A 19945-nucleotide genomic window follows, 5' to 3' on the forward strand; every position below is an offset into this window, starting at 1 on the left:
AGTGACGCGCAGCGTCACGGGCTGCGTTCACACGCAGAGCGTGGGAACGATCAGCCATCTCTAGTCCTGCAAAAAGCTTGTATAGGCAAACAACGCCGGCGCCCCACCGGTGTGCAGGAAGATGATCGGCCCCTCATCGAAACGCTGACGTCCGATGCCATCCAGCAGTCCGGCCATGGCTTTGCCAGTGTAGACCGGGTCAAGCAGCAGGCCTTCCTGACTGGCCAGCAATTTTACCGCCGCCAACGTCCCGGCATTCGGCTCACCGTAGCGCGGCGCGAAATACTCGTCCCACAATTCGACCTTGAAGTTCGCCGGCAACGACATGCCCAGCAGCTCGGCAGTGCGCTCGGCCAGACCCTGAACCTTCGGGCGTTGATCTTCATCGCTGCGAGAAACCGTCACGCCGATCACTGGCAACTGCGGCAACGCTTCGTTCAACGCCAGCGCCAGACCGCTATGGGTTCCGGCGCTACCGGAAGCCAGGACGACGGCGGCGAAGTCCAGGCCGGTGTCCTTGATCTGCTCGGCCAGTTCCAGGCCTGCGCGCACGTAACCCAACGCGCCCAATGCATTGGAGCCACCGATGGGCACCAGATACGGTTTTTTGCCGTTGTTGCGCAGGCGGGCGGCCAATGCCTGCAATTGCTCATCGGCATTATCGAGATTCTCCACCCGCTCGACTTTGGTATGGAACAGATCAAGCAACAACCGATTGCCGTTGCCGACGTAATTGACGTCATCGGTGCCAAGCGGGTTTTCCAGCAACGCTACGCAGCCAAGGCCCAGCTTGGCGGCAATGGCGGCCGTCTGGCGTACGTGGTTCGATTGCAGCGCGCCCGCGGTGATCAAGGTATCCGCGCCCTGGGCCAAGGCATCGGCGGCGAGGTATTCGAGTTTGCGCAGCTTGTTGCCGCCCATTGCCAGTGGTGTCAGGTCATCGCGTTTGACGTATACATCGCGGCCCAGCCACATCGACAGGCGTTCGAGTTTTTCCAGGGCGGTGGGCTGACTGAGCAGGTCGAGGCGGTTAAAGCGGGCAAGCTGTTGTTTGATCATGGGTCCGTACTGGCGGTGAATGATGTCAGGACTATAGGCACGCCAATTTCCCCGGGCAACCGTCAATCGCTTATAGCCGATGGTGCTTGATACAGCACAATTGGTTCTTAATTTGGCCCAAGGCCCTTGCCGTAAAGTAATCGCCGTTGACGCGGCCAGACTGTCCGGCCGCTCCGTGAGGAGTTTTTACCGTGAGTGAGCGTTCCAGCCATTGGCAATTGCAGACCATCGTCAGCCAACTGCGCACGGCCCGTGATCAGTGGCGTGCACAAAACGGCCGCGTCAGCGGCGAGCAGGGCGGGCGCGAGCTGCCGTCCCGGGCGGCCATGGCGGAGATTCTCGAGGCCCTGTGCGGTGCGCTGTTCCCGATGCGTCTGGGGCCAGTGGATTTGCGCGAAGAGAGTGAAGACTTCTACGTCGGCCACACCCTCGATGTCGCGCTGAATGCGTTGCTGGCGCAGGCACGGCTCGAACTGCGGTATGCGGCGCGCCACAGCGCCCAGGCCGAGGCTGAAGTCGAAGGCAAAACCATTCAGATCATTCAGGATTTCGCCCTGGCACTGCCCGGGCTGCGCAGCCTGCTGGACACCGACGTGTTGGCGGCCTATCACGGTGATCCGGCGGCGCGCAGTGTCGATGAAGTGCTGCTGTGCTACCCGGGGATTCTGGCGGTGATTCACCATCGTCTGGCCCATCATTTATATCGCGCCGGCCTGCCGTTACTGGCGCGGATCAGCGCAGAAATCGCTCATTCGGCAACCGGTATCGACATTCACCCGGGCGCGCAAATCGGCCGTAGTTTCTTCATCGACCACGGGACCGGCGTGGTGATCGGCGAGACCGCGATCATCGGCGAGCGCGTGCGGATTTATCAGGCTGTGACGCTGGGTGCCAAGCGTTTTCCCGCGGATGAAGACGGTCAGTTGCAGAAGGGCCAGGCGCGGCATCCGATCGTCGAGGATGACGTGGTGATTTACGCCGGGGCGACAATCCTCGGGCGGATCACCATCGGCAAGGGCTCGACCATTGGCGGCAACGTCTGGCTGACCCGCAGCGTGCCGGCGGGTAGCAATCTGACTCAAGCGAATTTGCAGTTGGATGATGGAGCGCAAAAGTAAGCGCCACAATGATCGTTCCCACGCTCCGCGTGGGAACGCCTCCAGGGACGCTCCGCGTTCCGGTTCACGCCTCCATCTCAAGCCTGGCACCGCAGTGACGCGGAGCGTCACGGGCTGCATTCCCACGCAGAGCGTAGGAACGATCAAAAACGATCGCCTCCTACCCCCCATTGATCGTTCCTACGCTCCGCGTGGGAATGCCTCCAGGGACGCTCCGCGTTCCGATTCGCGCCTCGATCTCAAGCCTGGCACCGCAATGACGCAGAGCGTCACGGGCTGCATTCCCACGCAGAGCGTGGGAACGATCGCCTTCTACCCCTCATTGAGCTAGCGTAATTACGCGACCGCCCAGCCCTGCGATTAGTCCTTAGCAGCCTATTCATGTTTAACTTGAACGTTCATTCAAGTTAAACCGGTGGTTCGCTGCCCGCTCACAACAGGAGGCTTGCCTTTGCTGAGTCCGATTTCTACAGCCACGATTTCCCCCTTCGAGGTGCACCGTTCATGAGTGCATCGTCCGTTCCTTCAAGCGGCCTGGTCCGCATGAATCCGCCGGTGTTTTACTTTGCGGCGAGCTTCATTCTGTTGTTCGGCGTCGTGGTCATTGCCATGCCCGAACAGGCCGGTGCCTGGTTGCTGGCCGCGCAAAACTGGGCGGCCAATACGGTCGGCTGGTACTACATGTTGGCGATGACCCTGTATCTGGTCTTCGTGGTCGTCACCGCGTTATCGGGCTACGGCAAGATCAAACTCGGTGCCGACCACGACGAGCCCGAATTCAGTTACCTGTCCTGGGCCGGCATGCTGTTCGCCGCCGGGATCAGCATCACGCTGTTCTTCTTCTGCGTGTCCGAACCGTTGACCCATATGCTCCAGCCGCCCCAAGGCGAGGCGGGCACCGCGGATGCGGCGCGCCAGGCCATGCAGATTCTGTTTCTGCATTGGGGCCTGCACGGTTGGGGTGTGTTTGCCTTTGTCGGCATGGCGCTCGCCTATTTCGCCTATCGGCATAACCTGCCCCTGGCGCTGCGTTCGGCGTTGTATCCGCTGATCGGCAAACGCATCAACGGCCCTATCGGTTATGCAGTGGATGGCTTTGGCATCATCGCCACGGTCTTCGGTCTCGGTGCCGATATGGGCTTCGGCGTGCTGCACCTCAATTCCGGCCTGGACTATCTGTTCGGCATCGCCCATACCCAGTGGATTCAGGTCGGGCTGATCACGCTGATGATGGGCGCAGCGATCATCGTCGCCGTGTCTGGCGTCGACAAAGGCGTGCGGGTGATGTCCGACATCAACATGTTGCTGGCTTGCGCGCTGCTGCTGTTCGTGTTGTTCGCAGGGCCCACGCAGCATCTGCTCAATACGCTGATCCAGAACGTCGGTGATTATCTCGGCGCCTTGCCGATGAAGAGTTTTGATCTTTACGCCTATGACAAACCCAGCGACTGGCTGGGCGGCTGGACCGTGTTCTATTGGGCCTGGTGGATCGCATGGTCGCCGTTCGTAGGCCTGTTCATCGCGCGGATTTCCCGTGGCCGGACCATCCGCGAGTTCGTCTTCGGCGTGCTGTTGATTCCGCTGGGTTTCACCCTGGCGTGGATGTCGATCTTCGGCAACAGCGCCATCGACCAGGTGCTCAACCACGGCATGAGCGCGCTGGGCATGTCGGCCATCGACAACCCCTCGATGACCCTCTACCTGCTGCTGGAAACCTACCCGTGGAGCAAAACCGTGATTGCGGTCACGGTGTTCATCAGCTTCGTGTTCTTCGTCACTTCCGCCGACTCGGGCACCGTGGTGTTGTCGACTCTGTCCGCCAAGGGTGGCAACCCGGATGAGGATGGGCCGAAATGGCTGCGGGTGTTCTGGGGAGCAATGACGGCGCTGGTGACCAGTGCGCTGCTGTTCTCCGGCAGCATCGACGCATTGAAGTCAGCGGTGGTCCTGACCTCGCTGCCGTTCTCGCTGATTTTGCTGCTGATGATGTGGGGCCTGCACAAGGCGTTTTATCTGGAATCGCAGAAACAGATCGCGCAACTGCATTCCCTGGCACCGGTGTCCGGCTCGCGGCGCGGTGGCTGGCGTCAGCGCTTGAGTCAGGCGGTGCATTTTCCGTCGCGGGACGAGGTGTATCGCTTCCTCGACACGACGGTACGTCCGGCGATTGAAGAGGTCTCGGCGGTATTCGTCGAGAAGGGCCTCAAGGTGATCACCCATCCAGAGCCGGTCAACGACAGCGTCAGCCTGGAAATCGGTCACGGCGATGAACACCCGTTTATCTACCAGGTGCAAATGCGTGGCTACTTCACGCCGTCGTTTGCCCGGGGTGGCATGGGCTCCAAGGAGCTCAACAATCGTCGCTACTATCGGGCCGAAGTGCACTTGAGCGAGGGCAGTCAGAACTACGATCTGGTGGGCTACACCAAGGAGCAGATCATCAATGACATCCTCGATCAGTACGAACGGCACATGCAGTTCCTGCACCTGGTGCGTTGATCGGTCTCTCAGGTCTCGGTGGTCAGCACCATGAACAACACGAGCGCCGCCACCGGGATACCGAACACGGCGCTTCCCACCACCAGCTCGGTGCTTAACGGCTGGCCGGCATGCACGATGCCGACCGCGCCGTTGATCAACGTCAGCGCCAGCCACAGCACGATAAAGCTGTAGGCCAGGATCTGGCGGCTGAAGCCGATTTTCTCGCCGATGTAGAGCATCAGCGCCAGGAGAATCAGGCCAAAGGTGATGATGATCGTCGTGTGCATGGTGGGTTTCGCCATTTAAATGTGTGTTGCCGTAAAGGCCGTCATCGCGGGCAAGCCTTTACTGATTCAACCCCATACAGCGAGCATAGTTAAACCATCCCGCCTGCGTCAGATCACCTGCGCCAGTCCTGCTTATCTGCCAATTTCAGTGCTGTACCCGCACAACCGACACATGTCGCCACGGGTCCGGGTGTTTGTGGATTGGATGGGGGAGGTGTTTGCGAAAGCGCAGTAGCCGCCGGTCCGAGAGGAAAAGTCGACTTCGTCCAGATCGGCTATTATTTTTCCAAGTGTGTATGGTGTGTATTGTTTCCACTTCGACCTGCTTAAAGTACGCAGCGATTGCTGTGGAAAAAGGCGAAGGAAATGCGAAGTCGGGAAATGATCAGGATGATCGAGGACGATGGTTGGTATCTGGTTCCCGTAAGGGGAAGCCATCATCAGTACAAGCATCCCTGCAAGCCCGGGAGGGTGACGGTCAAACACCCGGATTCGGATCTTCCGAAAGGAACGATCAGCAGCATATTGAAACAGGCGGGACTCAAATAATGCCCGCCACCGGATACGAAAGTCCCTGCAGGGACACATCACATGAAGGGCTCATCGAAATGAATTTCCCGGTTGTTCTGCACAAGGATGCCGACTCGGACTACGGAGTGATCGTCCCTGATGTGCCAGGTTGTTTCTCGGCCGGCAGCACCGTGGCGCAGGCACTTGAAAGCGTGAAAGAGGCGCTGTCCCTGCACTACGAAGGGTTGGTAGCCGATGGCGAGCCATTGCCACAGGTACGCGAGATTGATGCCCACCTTGAAAATCCCGATTACGCAGGTGGTGTGTGGGCGGTAGTTGAGTTTGATATCACGCCTTATTTCGGCAAGTCAGTGCGCTTCAATGCGACGTTGCCGGAACAGTTGCTTGAGCGTATCGATCAGACTGTCAGACGGGATCAACGCTACAGTTCGCGCTCCGGTTTTCTGGCGGCGGCAGCTCTGCGCGAATTGTCGGCATAAGGTTAGGCGAAAGAAATATGAAACGTTTCAGCATTTAGTCGAGTCCGGGGTTTTCTGGTGTTTGTCTGAGGGTATGCTGGGCGACTGGCGAAGCAGTCGAGACCAGATTCAAGACAGACAAGAGAGGATTCGATGACTTACACCGCTGCCGAAAACCGCTACGACTCCATTCCTTACCGCCGCGTTGGTCGCAGCGGTCTGGTGCTGCCGGCGCTGTCGCTGGGCCTGTGGCACAACTTCGGCGACAGCACGCCGATCGACACCCAGCGGGCGCTGCTGCGTACGGCGTTCGACCTGGGCATCAACCATTTCGACCTGGCCAATAACTACGGTCCGCCATACGGCAGCGCCGAGATCAATTTCGGTCGATTGCTGCGGGAAGACTTCAAGCAGTACCGGGATGAGTTGATCATCTCCAGCAAGGCCGGTTGGGACATGTGGCCCGGTCCTTACGGTCAGGGCGGCGGTTCGCGCAAGTACGTGCTGGCCAGCCTCGACCAGAGCCTGCAGCGTCTGGGCCTGGACTACGTCGACATTTTCTATTCGCACCGCTTCGACCCGGATACGCCGCTGGAAGAAACCGCCGGCGCATTGGCCACGGCAGTGCAGCAGGGCAAGGCGTTGTACATCGGCATCTCGTCGTACTCAGGGGTGAAAACCCGTGAGATGGCGGCATTGCTCAAGGAGTGGAAGGTGCCGTTGTTGATCCATCAGCCGGCCTACAACCTGCTCAATCGCTGGGTGGAAAAAGACCTGCTCGACACCACTGACGAACTGGGCACCGGCGTGATTGCGTTTACACCGCTGGCTCAGGGTTTGCTGACCGACAAATACCTCAACGGTGTCCCGAGCGACGCGCGGGTCAACCGTCCGGGCGGCGGTTCGTTGCAGGCTTCGCACCTGTCCGAGGCCAACATTGCCCACGTGCGTGCACTCAATGAAATCGCCAAGCGCCGCGGTCAGAGCCTGGCGCAACTGGCACTGGCCTGGACCCTGCGCGACCCGCGGGTGACGTCGGCACTGATCGGTGCGAGCCGGCCAGAGCAGATCATCGAGAACGTCGGGGCGTTGCGGAACTTGAGCTTCAGTGCAGAGGAGCTGGCGGAGATCGATCGTTTTGCCCAAGAGGGCGGGATCAATCTGTGGGAGAAGCCTTCGACGGCTGAGTGACAGCATGATCGTTCCCACGCTCCGCGTGGGAATGCACTAACGGACGCTCCGCGTTCGGCTTTCGGATGGGACGCGGAGCGTCCCGGGCGGCATTCCCACGCAGAGCGTGGGAACGATCAAATCAGCGAAAAAACGGCACATCCCCCAACACTGTCGCCCGCTGCATCACCCGCCGCGCCGGCCGGTAGTCATCCACCGCGTAATGCTGAGTCACGCGGTTGTCCCAGAAGGCGATGTCGTCTTTCTGCCAGCGCCAGCGAATGGTGAATTCCGGCCGTGTTGCGTGGGCGAACAGGAACTTCAGAATCGCCTCGCTCTCGGTTTCCGACAGTTCGTTGACCTTCGAAGTGAAGCCTTCGTTGACGAACAGCGAGCGGCGCCCGCTCACCGGATGGGTGCGGATTACCGGGTGCGACAGCGGCGGATTCTTGCGCCGCGCTTCTTCCCATTGGGCCAGCGCTTCAGGCGTGTTGCCATAGCGCTCCAACGGAAACGAACGGGTGAAATCGTGGGTGGCGGTCAGCCCTTCGAGCAAGGTTTTGAACGGTGCCGACAACGCTTCATACGCTGCGATTCCACTGGCCCACAAGGTATCGCCACCAAACTCCGGCAACAGCTTGGCGCTGAGCACCGCGCCCATGGCCGGGGTCGGCAGGAAGGTCACGTCGGTGTGCCAGATCGCGTTGTCGCGCACGTCGGTGACGGCGGTATCGAGGATCAGCACTTGCGGTTGCTCCGGCACATTCGGGTAGATCGGGTGAATGTGCAGGTCGCCGAAATTGGCGGCGAAACGCGCCTGCTGTTGTGGGTTGATTGGCTGGTCGCGGAAGAACAGCACTTGATGCTTGAGCAGCGCTTGCTCGATGGCATCACGCTGTTCCAGATTCAGCGGCTGGCTGATGTCGACGCCGCTGATCTGTGCACCGAGGGCGGAGCTGAGGGGGACGATGGTCAGGTGGCTCATGGTGGTTCTCTTCAATCCGGGGCTGTCGGCGTAGTCAGTTCGATCAAAACGTATCAGTGAGCCTGGCCGTGCCACGGCACCAGTTTGCGTTGCAACTTGCGCAAGCCCATTTCCATGGCGAAGGCGATCAGCGCGATCACTAAAATCCCCAGCACCACCACATCGGTGACCAGGAACTGCGCGGCCGACTGCACCATGAAACCCAGGCCGCTGGTGGCGGCAATCAGCTCGGCGGCGACCAGCGTCGACCAACCCACGCCCAAACCGATGCGCACGCCAGTCAGGATGTCCGGTAATGCACTGGGCAAAATCACATGTCGAATCAACTGTGCCCGCGTCGCACCCAGGGACTGCGCAGCGCGCAGCTTGGCCGGGTCCACCGTGCGCACACCGGTGGCGGTGGCAATGGCGATCGGAGCGAAAATCGCCAGGTAGATCAGCAGCACTTTCGACAACTCGCCAATGCCGCACCAGATCACGATCAGCGGCAGATAGGCCAGCGGTGGAATCGGGCGATAGAACTCGATCAGCGGATCGAGAATGCCGCGAGCGATGCGATTGTGGCCGATGGCAATGCCGACCGGGACAGCCGTCAACACCGCGAAGCCCAGGCCCAGACCGATGCGGCTGAGACTCGCGCCCAAGTGCTGCCACAGGGTTGAATCCATGTAGCCGCTGGTCGCCAGCAGCCAGCCTTTTTGCAGCACGGCCGATGGTGACGGCAGGAATAGCGGCTCGATCAAACCGGTCGCCGTCACAGCCCACCAGATGACAATCAGCGCGACCAGCGTCAGCACACTGATCCAGCGCGTACTCAAACTGCGGCGCACAACGATTGCGGTGGTGTTTGTCTTGACCGCCGCTGCGGGAATTTCATAGCTGCTCATGCGTGCTCCTGCCGTGGAACGGCGCTGCGTTGGGAGAACACTTTGGCGAGCACGTGTTCGCGGGTTTCGATAAAGCGCGGGTCGGACTTGATCGAGCGCGCCGACTCACCGGCGGCGTAACGCTGGCCGAAATCGAGGCTCAGGCGTTCGACGATTTGCCCGGGATTGGGCGCCAGCAGAATCAGATCCGTGGCGAGGAACACCGCTTCTTCAATGTCATGGGTGATCAGGAATACTGGTTTGGCAGTGCGCCGCCAGACTTGCAGCAGCAGCTCCTGCATCTGCTCGCGGGTGAACGCGTCGAGAGCGCCGAAAGGTTCGTCCATCAGCAAGACGCGAGGGTCGGCAGCGAGGGCGCGGGCCAGGCCGACGCGCTGTTTCTGGCCGCCGGAGAGTTGCCAGATCCGGCGGTTTTCGAAGCCTGAAAGATCCACCAGCGCGAGCATTTCCCGGGCACGGATTTCGCGTTTGTCCCGAGGGACGCCCGCCAGCTCAAGGCCAAAGCCGACATTGGCCAGCACGTCTTGCCAAGGCAGCAAGGCGTCGTCCTGGAACACCACGCCACGTTCGGCGCTCGGGCCTTTTACCGGCACGCCATCGAGGGTGATGCGCCCGGCGCTGGGTGCGACGAATCCGGCAATCAGGTTCAACAGCGAAGTTTTGCCACTGCCGGACGGGCCGAGGGCGACCAGCAATTGCTGCGGCCCCAGGCTCAAGGAAATATCCGCCAGCACAGGTGCAGGGCTGCCAGGGTACTGTGCACTGATGCGCTCCAGCTGTAGCAAAGCCATCGCGTCGACTCCCGATCAGTTGGTGATGAACTTGGCGCTGACGTACGGCGCGTAGTCCGGCAGCACGGCTTCGACCTTGCCTTGTTCCTTGAGGAACACGGCGGTGTCGGTGATGGCCTTGGTGGTTGGCGCTCCGAGGCTGGTCACCTGATCGGCCGCCAATGGGTAGACGTTGCCTTGCAGCAGCAGCGGAATGTCGCTGGCCTTGGCGCCGGAGAGCTTCACCAGTTTGTCGACGTTGCTCTGATTGGCGAGCCAGGCTTGCGGGTCTTTGCGGTAATCGGCGTAGGCGTCCAGGGTCACCTTGGCGAACGCGGTGACGATTTGCGGGTGCTTCTCGGCGAAGTCCTTGCGCACGATCCAGGCATCGAAAGTCGGCGCACCGAACTTGGCCAGTTCGCCGGAAGTGATCAGCACTTTGCCGTTTTCCTTGGCGACACCCAGGGCCGGGTCCCAAACGTAAGTGGCATCGATGTCACCGCGTTTCCACGCGGCAATGATCGCTGGCGGGGCGAGGTTGAGGACGGTGACTTTCGACGGGTCGATGTTCCAGTGCTTGAGCGCCGCCAACAGGCTGTAGTGGCCGGTGGAAACGAACGGCACGGCGATTTTCTTGCCGATCAGGTCTTGCGGGGTCTTGATTCCGGAGCCGTCGCGGGCCACCAGGGCTTCGGCAGCGCCGATCTGGGTAGCGATGAGGAATGTTTCCACCGGGACTTTACGGGTAATGGCCGCGGTCAACGGGCTGGAACCGAGATAGCCGATTTGCACGTCGCCGGAGGCGATTGCAGCAATGATGTCGGCACCGTTATCGAATTTGCGCCAGCTGATGTCGGCCTTGGTGGCTTTCTCGTAAGCGCCGTCAGCCTGGGCGACTTTCGCCGGGTCAACGGTGGTCTGGTAAGCAACAGTGACGTCGGCCGCCTGGGCAAACAAACTGACTGCTGCCAATGACGCGGCCGCCAGCAGGCGAAGAGGGAAGTGCAGTTTCATCAGGATGCTCCTTGTCAGGCGGACGAAAGTCGGCGTGAAAGGAGACTAAATGATCTAAGAATCCGAAAATAAATAACTTTTTCGAATGAGCTTATGAGCGGAAAAATCTAAGCAGCTACCCTGATCGTTCCCACACTTTGCGTGGGAACGATCATAGTTCTAAGGCGGATGGTAGAGAGAGCCTTTGTGGCGAGGGAGCTTGCTCCCGCTGGAGGACGAAGGACTCCCAATTTCATCCAACGCGTTGTGTCAGGTCAACGCGTTGTCTGGACTGCTGCGCAGCCGAGCGGGAGCAAGCTTCCTCGCCACAGGGATTGCTGTCAGTTACTGATCGCCAGAATGCTCGCCTGATACGACCCGACAAACACATCGAAATCGCCGACTTCGTTCTGCTCCAGCTCAACCTGCTGTGCCAGCGACGCACGAGCCAGTTCTTCGAACTTCGCCTGTTGCTCGGCCGGCAACGGCTCGCTGCGGAAAAACTGCGCATGGGCCTGGCTCTGACGCAGGGAGAACTGAGCGAAGCTTTCCTTGTGTTCAGCCATTGCCGCCAGCACCTGGGCGGACGGCGTCAAGGCTGGGTCCTGGACCTTGGCCAGCTGCGCATCCAGCGCCTTGCTGTGAGCATCGCCGCCGTGGCTCTGGTCCAGCAGCGCCGCCAGTGGCGCGATGCTTTCCAGCAATTGGCCTGCCCACTCTTTGAGGTCGACCGGTTGCCCGTCGCGTTGCAATTGCAGGCCCGGACGGCGCCCTTCCTTGACCACGCTGAGGAAGTTCGAAGTCGCGTTGCTGCAACTGGTATTGGTCAGCAACGGGCTGTCGTTCAGCGCGCAGTACAGCAGGAAGGCGTCGAGGAAACGCGATTCAGTGATATCGATACCCATCGGCAGGAACGGGTTGATGTCCAGGCAACGCACCTCGACGTACTGGATACCACGGGCCATCAGCGCCTGGATCGGCCGCTCGCCGGAGTAGGTCACGCGTTTGGGGCGAATGTTGGAGTAGTACTCGTTTTCGATCTGCAGGATGTTGGTGTTGAGCTGAACCCACTCACCGTCCTTGTGCGTGCCGACTTCGACGTAAGGCGCGTAAGGCGTGGCCACCGCTTTGCGCAGGCTGTCTGTGTAACTGACCAGGTCGTTGTAACACGGCGTCAGGCCGGCCTGGGCGTTGCTCTGGTAGCCCAGGTCACTCATGCGCAGGCTGGTGGCGTACGGCAGGTACAGGGTATCCGGATCGAGCTGTTCCAATTGGTGCGAACGACCGCGCAGGAAACCTGCATCCAGCGCCGGCGAGGCGCCGAACAGGTACATCAGCAGCCAGCTGTAGCGGCGGAAGTTGCGGATCAGTGCGATGTACGCCGACGACTGATAATCGCGGTCGGTGCCGACAAAGCCTTCAGCCTGTTTGAGCAGCGGCCACAGCTTTTCGGGCAGGGAAAAGTTGTAGTGAATCCCGGCGATGCACTGCATGGTCTTGCCGTAACGCAGGGCCAGGCCCTTGCGGTACACGTACTTGAGCTGCCCGATGTTGGAGGTGCCGTAATAGGCGATCGGGATATCTTCCTCGGCCGGCAGCGGGCACGGCATCGAAGGGCTCCACAGATACTCGTTGCCGAGCTTGCTGTAGGCAAAACGGTGAATGCTGTCCAGGCTCGCCAGCGTATCGGCAGGATCGGGCAGGGCCGGGGTGATGAACTCCAGCAGCGACTCGGAATAGTCGGTGGTGATTTGTTCGTTGGTCAGCGCGGAACCCAATTCTTCCGGGTGCGGCGTTTGCGCCAGGCGACCTTCGCCGGTCACGCGCAGGCATTCACGTTCGATGCCGTGAAGGCACTGTTCGAGCAGAGAGAGGTTAGCGCGCTCGCCGAGCAGGGCCAGGCGGCGGTTGAGAAGTTCGCTCAAGTTGGATTCCTTCACGCGTCAGTCGCCCCAATATGGGGGTGGGCAAGACGGTCTACAAGGGTGAAGTTGAAACTGGCGTTTTCGCCTGGTTTTGGAGCCGCTCAGGCCATATGCCGGTCAGTCAATCACTGCGCAATCCCTGTGGGAGCGAGCCTGCTCGCGATGAGGGCGGATCAGTCAACATTTATGTCGTCTGTCCCACCGTCATCGCGAGCAGGCTCGCTCCCACAGGTTTCTAATCGCGAAATTAACTCAAATCGATGACATCTAGCTACAGGACAGCGAACGTGCCTTGCGCTTTTGCGACCAATTTGTCGCCTTGCATCACATCGGCCTCGACCACCAGCGTGCGGCGGCCCGGGTGTATCACCCGCGCCGTGCACATCACCTCGCCGCCTTCGACGGCGCGGATGTAGTTGATCTTGCACTCGATGGTCGCGCTCTGCTGGTCAAAGCCATGGCTGCTGGAACAGGCCAGCCCCATGGCAATGTCCACCAGACTGAACAAAGCCCCACCGTGCAGCTTGCCGGCGCGATTGCGCAGTTCTGGCGCAAGCCCCAGGGCGACTTGCGCCACCCCGGTTTCCAGGCTGTGCAAGCGACAGCCCAGCAACTTGAAAAAAGCGCTTTCGGTATACCCCGCAGGGATCTCCATCAACGCTTCTTCAACTGCTTGGCGTTGGCGAACAGCGACGCCATGGCGTTATTGGCCGGAGCCGCTGCCGTGGTTTCCTTGCGCGGCGTGCTGTTCTGCGATTGACGCGGGGCCGAGCCCGGACGGGCGCCACGAGCACCGTCGATTTTCTCGCCCGGGGTGTCGCTCATGCGCATCGACAGCCCTACGCGTTTACGCGGGATGTCGACTTCCATGACCTTGACCTTCACCACGTCACCGGCTTTCACCGCTTCGCGTGGATCCTTGATGAACTTCTCGGAAAGAGCCGAGATATGCACCAAACCGTCCTGATGCACACCGATGTCGACGAACGCGCCGAAGTTGGTCACGTTGGTCACCACGCCCTCGAGGATCATCCCCAGTTGCAAGTCCTTGAGGTCTTCGACGCCTTCCTGGAACTCGGCGGTCTTGAACTCTGGGCGTGGGTCGCGGCCAGGTTTTTCAAGCTCTTGCAGGATGTCGGTCACGGTTGGCAAACCGAAGGTTTCGTCGGTGTACTTCTTCGGATCGAGGCGCTTGAGGAACGCAGCGTCGCCGATCAGCGAGCGGATGTCGCGGTCGGTTTCAGCGGCAATGCGCTGTACCAGTGGATAGGCTTCCGGGTGCACCGCCGACGAGTCCAGCGGGTTTTCACCGTTCATGACACGCAGGAAACCGGCGGCCTGTTCAAAGGTTTTCTCGCCCAGGCGTGCGACTTTCTTCAAGGCTGCGCGGGTTTTGAACGCGCCGTGCTCGTCACGATGGCTGACGATGTTCTGCGCCAGGGTCGCGTTGAGGCCGGAGATGCGCGCCAGCAGCGCCACGGAAGCAGTGTTCACGTCCACGCCTACGGCGTTCACGCAATCCTCGACCACGGCGTCCAGGCCACGCGCCAGTTTCAGTTGCGACACGTCGTGCTGGTACTGGCCGACACCGATGGATTTCGGATCGATCTTGACCAGCTCCGCCAACGGGTCTTGCAAGCGACGGGCAATCGACACCGCGCCACGGATCGATACATCCAGATCCGGGAATTCCTTGGACGCCAGTTCCGAAGCCGAGTAAACCGATGCACCGGCCTCCGAGACCATGACTTTGGTCATCTTCATCGCCGGGTATTTTTTGATCAGTTCGGCGGCGAGCTTGTCGGTCTCACGGCTGGCAGTGCCGTTGCCGATGGCGATCAGATCCACCGAATGCTTGGCGCACAGGGCGGCGAGAATCGCGATGGTCTGGTCCCACTTGTTATGCGGCACGTGCGGGTAAACCGTGGCGTGATCGAGCAGCTTGCCGGTGGAATCGACGACGGCCACCTTGCAACCGGTACGCAGGCCCGGGTCGAGGCCCAGGGTCGCGCGCGGGCCGGCCGGCGCCGACAGCAGCAGGTCGTGCAGGTTGTGTGCGAACACATTGATCGCTTCGGTTTCCGCGCCGTCGCGCAACTCACCCAGCAAGTCGGTTTCCAGATGCGTGTAGAGCTTGACCTTCCAGGTCCAGCGCACCACTTCGCCCAGCCATTTGTCGGCGGCACGGTTCTGGTTCTGGATGCCGAATTGCTGGCCGATCATGCCTTCGCACGGGTGCATGGTGCCCGGCAGTTCGTCGCCGACTTTCAGTGCGGAGCTGAGGATGCCTTCGTTGCGGCCTCGGAAAATCGCCAGGGCGCGGTGCGACGGCATGCTTTTCAGCGGTTCGTCGTGTTCGAAGTAATCACGGAACTTGGCGCCTTCCTCTTCCTTGCCGGCGATCACGCGGGCACTGAGGGTCGCTTCCTGCTTGAGGTAGTTGCGCAGCTTGTCGAGCAGGCCGGCGTCTTCGGCGAAGCGCTCCATCAGGATGTATTTGGCGCCTTCGAGGGCCGCCTTCACATCGGCCACGCCTTTTTCCGCGTCGATGAAACGTGCGGCTTCGGTTTCCGGGCTCAGGGTCGGGTCGTTGAACAAGCCATCGGCCAATTCGCCGAGGCCGGCTTCCAGGGCGATCTGGCCCTTGGTGCGGCGCTTCTGCTTGTACGGCAGGTACAAGTCTTCGAGGCGGGTCTTGGTGTCGGCGAGTTTGATGTCGCGTTCCAGTTGCGGCGTCAGCTTGCCTTGCTCCTGGATGCTGGCGAGGATGCTGATGCGCCGTTCGTCGAGTTCTCGCAGGTAGCGCAGACGCTCTTCCAGATGACGCAACTGGGTGTCATCGAGGCTGCCGGTCACTTCTTTCCGGTAACGGGCGATGAAGGGAACGGTAGAGCCTTCATCGAGTAGCGCGACGGCCGCTTCGACCTGTTGTGGGCGTACACCGAGTTCCTCGGCGATGCGGCTGTTGATGCTGTCCATAAAACCACCTGACAAATTGTGAAAGCAGGCTCGCAGGCACGCAGTTAGGGCCTCGGCGAGTCTGGTTGAGCGGCCTGGCCTGCGCCGCTACCTGGATCAAAAGGTATCCCGTTGACCCGTGAAATCGAACAATTACTGCCGACGCCCTGAAAAAAACGACGCCTGACTGTAGTACCTGTCTGATGTTGCCTGACACAAAAGGCCGCGCATTATAACCAGCGTTCCGGCATTCGGGGGCATTGCGGGCCGAGGCTTCAATGGCCGGTTTTCTGGCGGTAAAGGAAAAATCTGCTAACAATGCACACGGTGCGTATAACGGCAGCTACGCCATAATGCGCGCCGAGCTAAAAGGAGCATCCAATGAGCAGCACTGCAAACATTGCTGAAGGCGAAAAAATTCTTATTGTTGACGACGACCCGGGCCTCAGCAGCCTGCTGGAACGTTTTTTCGTCGGCAAGGGCTATCGCGCCCGCGCCGTACCGAACACCGAGCAAATGGACCGCCTGCTGGCACGCGAAGTGTTCAACCTGGTCATCCTCGACCTGATGCTGCCCGGTGAAGACGGCCTGACCGCCTGCCGCCGCCTGCGTGGCGCGAACAACCAGATTCCGATCATCATGCTGACCGCCAAGGGCGATGAGCTGAGCCGTATCAAGGGCCTGGAACTGGGTGCCGACGATTACCTGGCCAAGCCGTTCAACCCCGATGAGCTGATGGCCCGTGTCAAAGCCGTCCTGCGTCGTCAGTCGGCTCCGGTGCCGGGCGCTCCTGGCAGCGAAGACGAAAGCGTGACCTTCGGTGACTACGAGCTGTCCCTGGCCACCCGCGAACTCAAGCGCGGTGACGAAGTGCACATGCTCACCACCGGTGAGTTCGCCGTGCTCAAGGCCCTGGTGATGAACGCCCGTCAACCGCTGACCCGCGACAAACTGATGAACCTGGCCCGTGGTCGCGAGTGGGATGCCCTGGAGCGTTCCATCGACGTGCAGATTTCCCGTCTGCGCCGGATGATCGAACCCGATCCATCCAAACCGCGTTATATCCAGACGGTCTGGGGCGTGGGCTACGTGTTCGTTCCGGATGGCGCCGCCACCAAGTGATCGGCGATTTGTAGGAGCGGGTCTTGCGGGCAACGGGTCAGATGACTTTGCTCGCAGACTCGCGATCCGCAATATGCGAGCATCGCTCGCTCCTGCAAGTGTGTAGCGGTTATCCATGAAAACCCCCGTTTGGTTCCCCCAGAGTTTCTTCTCCCGCACCCTTTGGCTGGTGCTCATCGTCGTTCTGTTCTCCAAGGCGCTGACCCTGGTTTATCTGTTGATGAACGAAGACGTGCTGGTGGATCGTCAGTACAGCCACGGCGTTGCCCTGACGCTACGCGCCTATTGGGCGGCCGATGAAAACAATCGTGACAAGATTGCCGAAGCCGCGACCCTGATCAGGGTGGTGGGCGCTGGCGTGCCGGAAGGCGAACAGCATTGGCCCTACAGCGAGATCTATCAGCGGCAGATGCAGGCTGAATTGGGGGCCGACACCGAAGTCCGGTTGCGCATGCATTCGCCTCCGGCGCTGTGGGTTCGCGCGCCAAGCCTGGGGGATGGCTGGCTGAAAGTGCCGCTGTATCCGCACCCATTGCGTGGCCAGAAAATCTGGAACGTACTGGGCTGGTTCCTGGCCATCGGTTTGCTGTCTACCGCTTCGGCGTGGATCTTCGTCAGTCAGCTCAATCAACCTCTGAAGCGCCTGGTCTACGCCGCGCGACAACTCGGCCAGGGTCGCAGTGTGCGCCTGCCGATCAGTGATACACCGAGCGAAATGACCGAGGTTTATCGCGCCTTCAACCAAATGGCCGAAGACGTCGAGCAGGCCGGTCGCGAGCGCGAACTGATGCTGGCCGGAGTTTCACATGACTTGCGCACGCCCTTGACCCGTTTGCGCTTGTCCCTGGAATTGATGGGCGACCGCACGGACCTGACCGATGACATGGTTCGGGATATCGAGGACATGGATGCGATTCTCGATCAGTTCCTGGCGTTCATTCGCGACGGCCGGGATGAGTCGGTGGAAGAGGTGGACCTGAGCGATCTGGTCCGCGAGGTTGCCGCGCCGTATAACCAGAACGAAGAAAAAGTACGCTTGCGCCTGGAGCCGATCCAGCCGTTTCCATTGCGTCGGGTATCGATGAAGCGCTTGCTCAACAACCTTATCGGCAATGCGCTGCACCACGCAGGCAGTGGTGTGGAGGTGGCGGCGTACGTGTCTGGGGATGTGAGCGCACCGTACGTGGTGTTGAGCGTCATGGATCGTGGTGCCGGGATCGATCCGTCCGAGCTGGAGGCGATCTTCAACCCGTTCACCCGCGGTGATCGTGCCAGAGGCGGCAAAGGCACGGGGTTGGGGCTGGCGATCGTCAAGCGCATTGCCTCGATGCACGGCGGCAATGTTGAACTGCGTAACCGTACTGGTGGCGGGCTGGAAGCGCGGGTGCGCTTGCCGTTGGGGTTGATGCTACCGCGGGATGCCGTCTAACCCGATCGTTCCCACGCTCTGCGTGGGAATGCCTCTTCGGACGCTCCGCGTTCGGCTCTGGAGGGGGCGCGGAGCGCCCCGGGCTGCATTCCCACGCAGAGCGTGGGAACGATCACCGATCTTGCGACTGCTACGCAGCCGAGCGGGAGCAAGCTCCCTCGCCACAGTGGTTGTGTCTCAGCCCTTGCCTTTGGTCCGGGTCATGTTCGGGCCGCCATTCTTCTCCAGATGCTCAATGATGATCCCCGCCACGTTCTTGCCAGTGGTGGTCTCGATCCCTTCCAGCCCCGGCGATGAGTTCACTTCCATCACCAGCGGCCCGTGATTGGAGCGCAGGATATCGACCCCCGCCACCGCCAGCCCCATGACCTTTGCCGCACGCAAAGCAGTCATGCGTTCTTCCGGGGTGATCTTGATCAGGCTGGCACTGCCACCGCGGTGCAGGTTGGAGCGAAATTCGCCGGGTTTGGCCTGGCGCTTCATGGCCGCAATCACCTTGTCGCCGACTACAAAGCAGCGAATGTCGGCGCCACCGGCTTCTTTTATGTACTCCTGGACCATGATGTTCTGCTTGAGGCCCATGAACGCCTCGATCACCGATTCGGCCGCGGTGGCGGTTTCGCACAGCACCACACCGATGCCTTGGGTGCCTTCCAGCACCTTGATCACCAGTGGCGCACCGTTGACCATTTCGATCAGATCGGGAATGTCATCCGGTGAGTGGGCAAAACCGGTGACCGGCAGACCAATGCCCCGGCGCGACAGCAATTGCAGCGACCGCAGCTTGTCCCTTGAACGGGCAATAGCCACCGATTCGTTGAGCGGAAAAACCCCCATCATTTCGAACTGGCGCAACACTGCGCAGCCATAAAAAGTAACGGATGCACCGATCCGCGGAATCACCGCGTCGAAGCCCTCCAGCGGCTTGCCGCGGTAGTGGATCTGCGGTTTATGACTGGCAATGTTCATGTAGGCGCGCAGGGTATCGACCACCACCATTTCATGGCCGCGTTCGGTACCGGCTTCGACCAGGCGACGGGTGGAATACAGACGCGGGTTCCGCGACAGCACAGCGATCTTCATGCAACACCTGTGGAGGAGGTAGATACCGGGAACACCGGCTTGTCTTGTACATACTTGATACCCGGATTGACCACCAGTTGGCCGTCGATCAAGGCTTTGGAACCGAGTAACAGGCGATATCGCATGGACTTGCGGCAGGCGAGGGTGAACTCGACCCGCCAGACCCGATCACCGAGGGCCAGGGTGGTGCTGATCACGTATCGCACCTGCGCGTGACCGTTGGAGCTTTTGATGGTTTTTCTTGTCACCAGCGGGGCTTCGCAGCGCCGGTGACGCAACTGCACCACCGTGCCCAGGTGCGCCGTGAAGCGTACCCATTGCCCACCATCACGTTCGAACGTCTCGATGTCGGTGGCATGCAGGCTGGAGGTGCTGGCGCCGGTGTCGATTTTTGCGCGAAGGCCGGCGACTCCCAGATCCGGGAGCGCCACCCACTCGCGCAGACCGACAACGGTCAAATGGTCAAATGTCTTCAAAATGGCTCAACCGGTAGAAACCACGGTGGCCGCAGGCGGCCGAATCCGCGGTATTCACGCAGAATAATGGTTAAAAGGCGACAGATATCTACGGCCCGGATTGCCAGCCCCACAAGGAGGTTATGGAATGTCAGCATTGTAGTCCGGGCCGGAGTAATTCTTGGTACGACAGAACGGTAGTACAGTTCACCAATATTTCAGAACGAGGAAATC

At 60.5% G+C, this 19945-nt stretch carries 18 protein-coding genes and 1 pseudogene; 8 read left to right on the top strand and 11 right to left on the bottom strand.

All coding sequences use genetic code 11. The features are described from left to right. Positions 1 to 60: 60 nt before the first annotated feature. Complete coding sequence (locus ASD60_RS00365; RefSeq protein WP_056852091.1) at positions 61 to 1059, bottom strand: D-cysteine desulfhydrase; 999 nt, start codon at positions 1057 to 1059, stop codon at positions 61 to 63. Positions 1060 to 1250: 191 nt separating this feature from the next. Between ASD60_RS00365 and epsC the strand changes: the two genes are divergently transcribed. Both epsC and betT read left to right on the top strand, forming a co-directional pair. Next, a complete protein-coding gene (gene epsC / locus ASD60_RS00370) occupies positions 1251 to 2177 on the top strand; it encodes a serine O-acetyltransferase EpsC (protein ID WP_056852092.1) in 927 nt (308 codons plus the stop codon). A gap of 543 nt (positions 2178 to 2720) precedes the next feature. Then, positions 2721 to 4676: a choline transporter BetT gene (gene betT, locus ASD60_RS00375; RefSeq protein ID WP_177336547.1), complete on the top strand. Its 1956-nt coding sequence runs from the start codon at positions 2721 to 2723 to the stop codon at positions 4674 to 4676. Positions 4677 to 4684: 8 nt separating this feature from the next. Here the strand turns inward: betT and ASD60_RS00380 are convergent, their stop codons facing one another. Further along, a complete protein-coding gene (locus ASD60_RS00380; protein ID WP_056852094.1) occupies positions 4685 to 4945 on the bottom strand; it encodes a hypothetical protein in 261 nt (86 codons plus the stop codon). A gap of 136 nt (positions 4946 to 5081) precedes the next feature. Here ASD60_RS00380 and ASD60_RS29105 point away from each other — a divergent pair. The 4 genes and pseudogenes from ASD60_RS29105 to mgrA form a co-directional block, all read left to right on the top strand. After that, a pseudogene (locus tag ASD60_RS29105) lies at positions 5082 to 5180 on the top strand (LysR family transcriptional regulator); the annotation flags it as partial. A 131-nt stretch (positions 5181 to 5311) separates the two neighbouring features. Beyond that, the gene (locus tag ASD60_RS00385) at positions 5312 to 5494 is read left to right on the top strand and encodes a type II toxin-antitoxin system HicA family toxin (protein WP_056852095.1); all 183 of its coding nucleotides are present in this window, start codon (positions 5312 to 5314) and stop codon (positions 5492 to 5494) included. Between the two features lie 59 nt (positions 5495 to 5553). Continuing rightward, complete coding sequence (locus tag ASD60_RS00390) at positions 5554 to 5955, top strand: type II toxin-antitoxin system HicB family antitoxin (protein WP_056852096.1); 402 nt, start codon at positions 5554 to 5556, stop codon at positions 5953 to 5955. A gap of 132 nt (positions 5956 to 6087) precedes the next feature. Continuing rightward, positions 6088 to 7125, top strand: coding sequence for an L-glyceraldehyde 3-phosphate reductase (gene mgrA / locus ASD60_RS00395; RefSeq protein ID WP_056852097.1), 1038 nt, complete (start codon positions 6088 to 6090; stop codon positions 7123 to 7125). A 121-nt stretch (positions 7126 to 7246) separates the two neighbouring features. On the opposite strand, the gene tauD is transcribed toward mgrA, so the two are convergent. From tauD to ASD60_RS00430, 7 genes are all read right to left on the bottom strand, one after another. Continuing rightward, positions 7247 to 8089: a taurine dioxygenase gene (tauD, locus tag ASD60_RS00400; protein ID WP_056852098.1), complete on the bottom strand. Its 843-nt coding sequence runs from the start codon at positions 8087 to 8089 to the stop codon at positions 7247 to 7249. 53 nt (positions 8090 to 8142) lie between these two features. Beyond that, the gene (gene tauC, locus ASD60_RS00405; protein WP_056852099.1) at positions 8143 to 8976 is read right to left on the bottom strand and encodes a taurine ABC transporter permease TauC; all 834 of its coding nucleotides are present in this window, start codon (positions 8974 to 8976) and stop codon (positions 8143 to 8145) included. Then, a complete protein-coding gene (tauB, locus tag ASD60_RS00410) occupies positions 8973 to 9767 on the bottom strand; it encodes a taurine ABC transporter ATP-binding subunit (protein ID WP_056852100.1) in 795 nt (264 codons plus the stop codon). The genes tauC and tauB overlap by 4 nt, the downstream gene beginning before the upstream one ends. Before the next feature lie 15 nt (positions 9768 to 9782). Continuing rightward, complete coding sequence (tauA, locus tag ASD60_RS00415; protein ID WP_056852101.1) at positions 9783 to 10760, bottom strand: taurine ABC transporter substrate-binding protein; 978 nt, start codon at positions 10758 to 10760, stop codon at positions 9783 to 9785. Positions 10761 to 11080: 320 nt separating this feature from the next. Continuing rightward, positions 11081 to 12664, bottom strand: a complete 1584-nt coding sequence (gene gshA / locus ASD60_RS00420) for a glutamate--cysteine ligase (protein WP_056852102.1) — start codon at positions 12662 to 12664, stop codon at positions 11081 to 11083. A 271-nt stretch (positions 12665 to 12935) separates the two neighbouring features. After that, positions 12936 to 13319 (bottom strand): PaaI family thioesterase, encoded by a 384-nt coding sequence (locus ASD60_RS00425; RefSeq protein ID WP_056852103.1) that lies wholly within the window; start codon positions 13317 to 13319, stop codon positions 12936 to 12938. Next, positions 13319 to 15643, bottom strand: a complete 2325-nt coding sequence (locus ASD60_RS00430; protein ID WP_056852104.1) for a Tex family protein — start codon at positions 15641 to 15643, stop codon at positions 13319 to 13321. The genes ASD60_RS00425 and ASD60_RS00430 overlap by 1 nt, the downstream gene beginning before the upstream one ends. 360 nt (positions 15644 to 16003) lie before the next feature. On the opposite strand from ASD60_RS00430, the gene ompR reads away from it, so the two are divergent. Continuing rightward, positions 16004 to 16744 carry an osmolarity response regulator transcription factor OmpR gene (gene ompR / locus ASD60_RS00435; RefSeq protein WP_056852105.1) on the top strand — a complete coding sequence of 247 codons (741 nt, stop codon included), beginning with the start codon at positions 16004 to 16006 and terminating at the stop codon, positions 16742 to 16744. A gap of 115 nt (positions 16745 to 16859) precedes the next feature. Further along, a complete protein-coding gene (locus ASD60_RS00440) occupies positions 16860 to 18173 on the top strand; it encodes an ATP-binding protein (RefSeq protein ID WP_056852106.1) in 1314 nt (437 codons plus the stop codon). A 177-nt stretch (positions 18174 to 18350) separates the two neighbouring features. Here ASD60_RS00440 and rimK read toward each other — a convergent pair whose 3' ends face one another. Both rimK and rimB read right to left on the bottom strand, forming a co-directional pair. Continuing rightward, a complete protein-coding gene (gene rimK / locus ASD60_RS00445) occupies positions 18351 to 19256 on the bottom strand; it encodes a 30S ribosomal protein S6--L-glutamate ligase (protein WP_007972871.1) in 906 nt (301 codons plus the stop codon). After that, entirely contained in the window at positions 19253 to 19732 is a 480-nt protein-coding gene (gene rimB, locus ASD60_RS00450; protein ID WP_056852107.1) for a retropepsin-like aspartic endopeptidase RimB, read from the bottom strand. The genes rimK and rimB overlap by 4 nt, the downstream gene beginning before the upstream one ends. Positions 19733 to 19945 lie beyond the last annotated feature (213 nt).

The organism is Pseudomonas sp. Root562 (assembly GCF_001427125.1).
Lineage (GTDB): Bacteria > Pseudomonadota > Gammaproteobacteria > Pseudomonadales > Pseudomonadaceae > Aquipseudomonas.

What these genes read in the sequence shown, in the direction of transcription:
- ASD60_RS00365 (WP_056852091.1), bottom strand. Translation starts at nt 1,059, where the DNA reads ATGATCAAACAACAGCTTGCCCGCTTTAACCGCCTCGACCTGCTCAGT.
- betT (WP_177336547.1), top strand. Translation starts at nt 2,721, where the DNA reads ATGAATCCGCCGGTGTTTTACTTTGCGGCGAGCTTCATTCTGTTGTTC.
- ASD60_RS00380 (WP_056852094.1), bottom strand. Translation starts at nt 4,945, where the DNA reads ATGCACACGACGATCATCATCACCTTTGGCCTGATTCTCCTGGCGCTG.
- ASD60_RS00385 (WP_056852095.1), top strand. Translation starts at nt 5,312, where the DNA reads ATGCGAAGTCGGGAAATGATCAGGATGATCGAGGACGATGGTTGGTAT.
- ASD60_RS00390 (WP_056852096.1), top strand. Translation starts at nt 5,554, where the DNA reads ATGAATTTCCCGGTTGTTCTGCACAAGGATGCCGACTCGGACTACGGA.
- mgrA (WP_056852097.1), top strand. Translation starts at nt 6,088, where the DNA reads ATGACTTACACCGCTGCCGAAAACCGCTACGACTCCATTCCTTACCGC.
- tauD (WP_056852098.1), bottom strand. Translation starts at nt 8,089, where the DNA reads ATGAGCCACCTGACCATCGTCCCCCTCAGCTCCGCCCTCGGTGCACAG.
- tauC (WP_056852099.1), bottom strand. Translation starts at nt 8,976, where the DNA reads ATGAGCAGCTATGAAATTCCCGCAGCGGCGGTCAAGACAAACACCACC.
- tauB (WP_056852100.1), bottom strand. Translation starts at nt 9,767, where the DNA reads ATGGCTTTGCTACAGCTGGAGCGCATCAGTGCACAGTACCCTGGCAGC.
- tauA (WP_056852101.1), bottom strand. Translation starts at nt 10,760, where the DNA reads ATGAAACTGCACTTCCCTCTTCGCCTGCTGGCGGCCGCGTCATTGGCA.
- ASD60_RS00425 (WP_056852103.1), bottom strand. Translation starts at nt 13,319, where the DNA reads ATGGAGATCCCTGCGGGGTATACCGAAAGCGCTTTTTTCAAGTTGCTG.
- ASD60_RS00430 (WP_056852104.1), bottom strand. Translation starts at nt 15,643, where the DNA reads ATGGACAGCATCAACAGCCGCATCGCCGAGGAACTCGGTGTACGCCCA.
- ompR (WP_056852105.1), top strand. Translation starts at nt 16,004, where the DNA reads ATGAGCAGCACTGCAAACATTGCTGAAGGCGAAAAAATTCTTATTGTT.
- ASD60_RS00440 (WP_056852106.1), top strand. Translation starts at nt 16,860, where the DNA reads ATGAAAACCCCCGTTTGGTTCCCCCAGAGTTTCTTCTCCCGCACCCTT.
- rimK (WP_007972871.1), bottom strand. Translation starts at nt 19,256, where the DNA reads ATGAAGATCGCTGTGCTGTCGCGGAACCCGCGTCTGTATTCCACCCGT.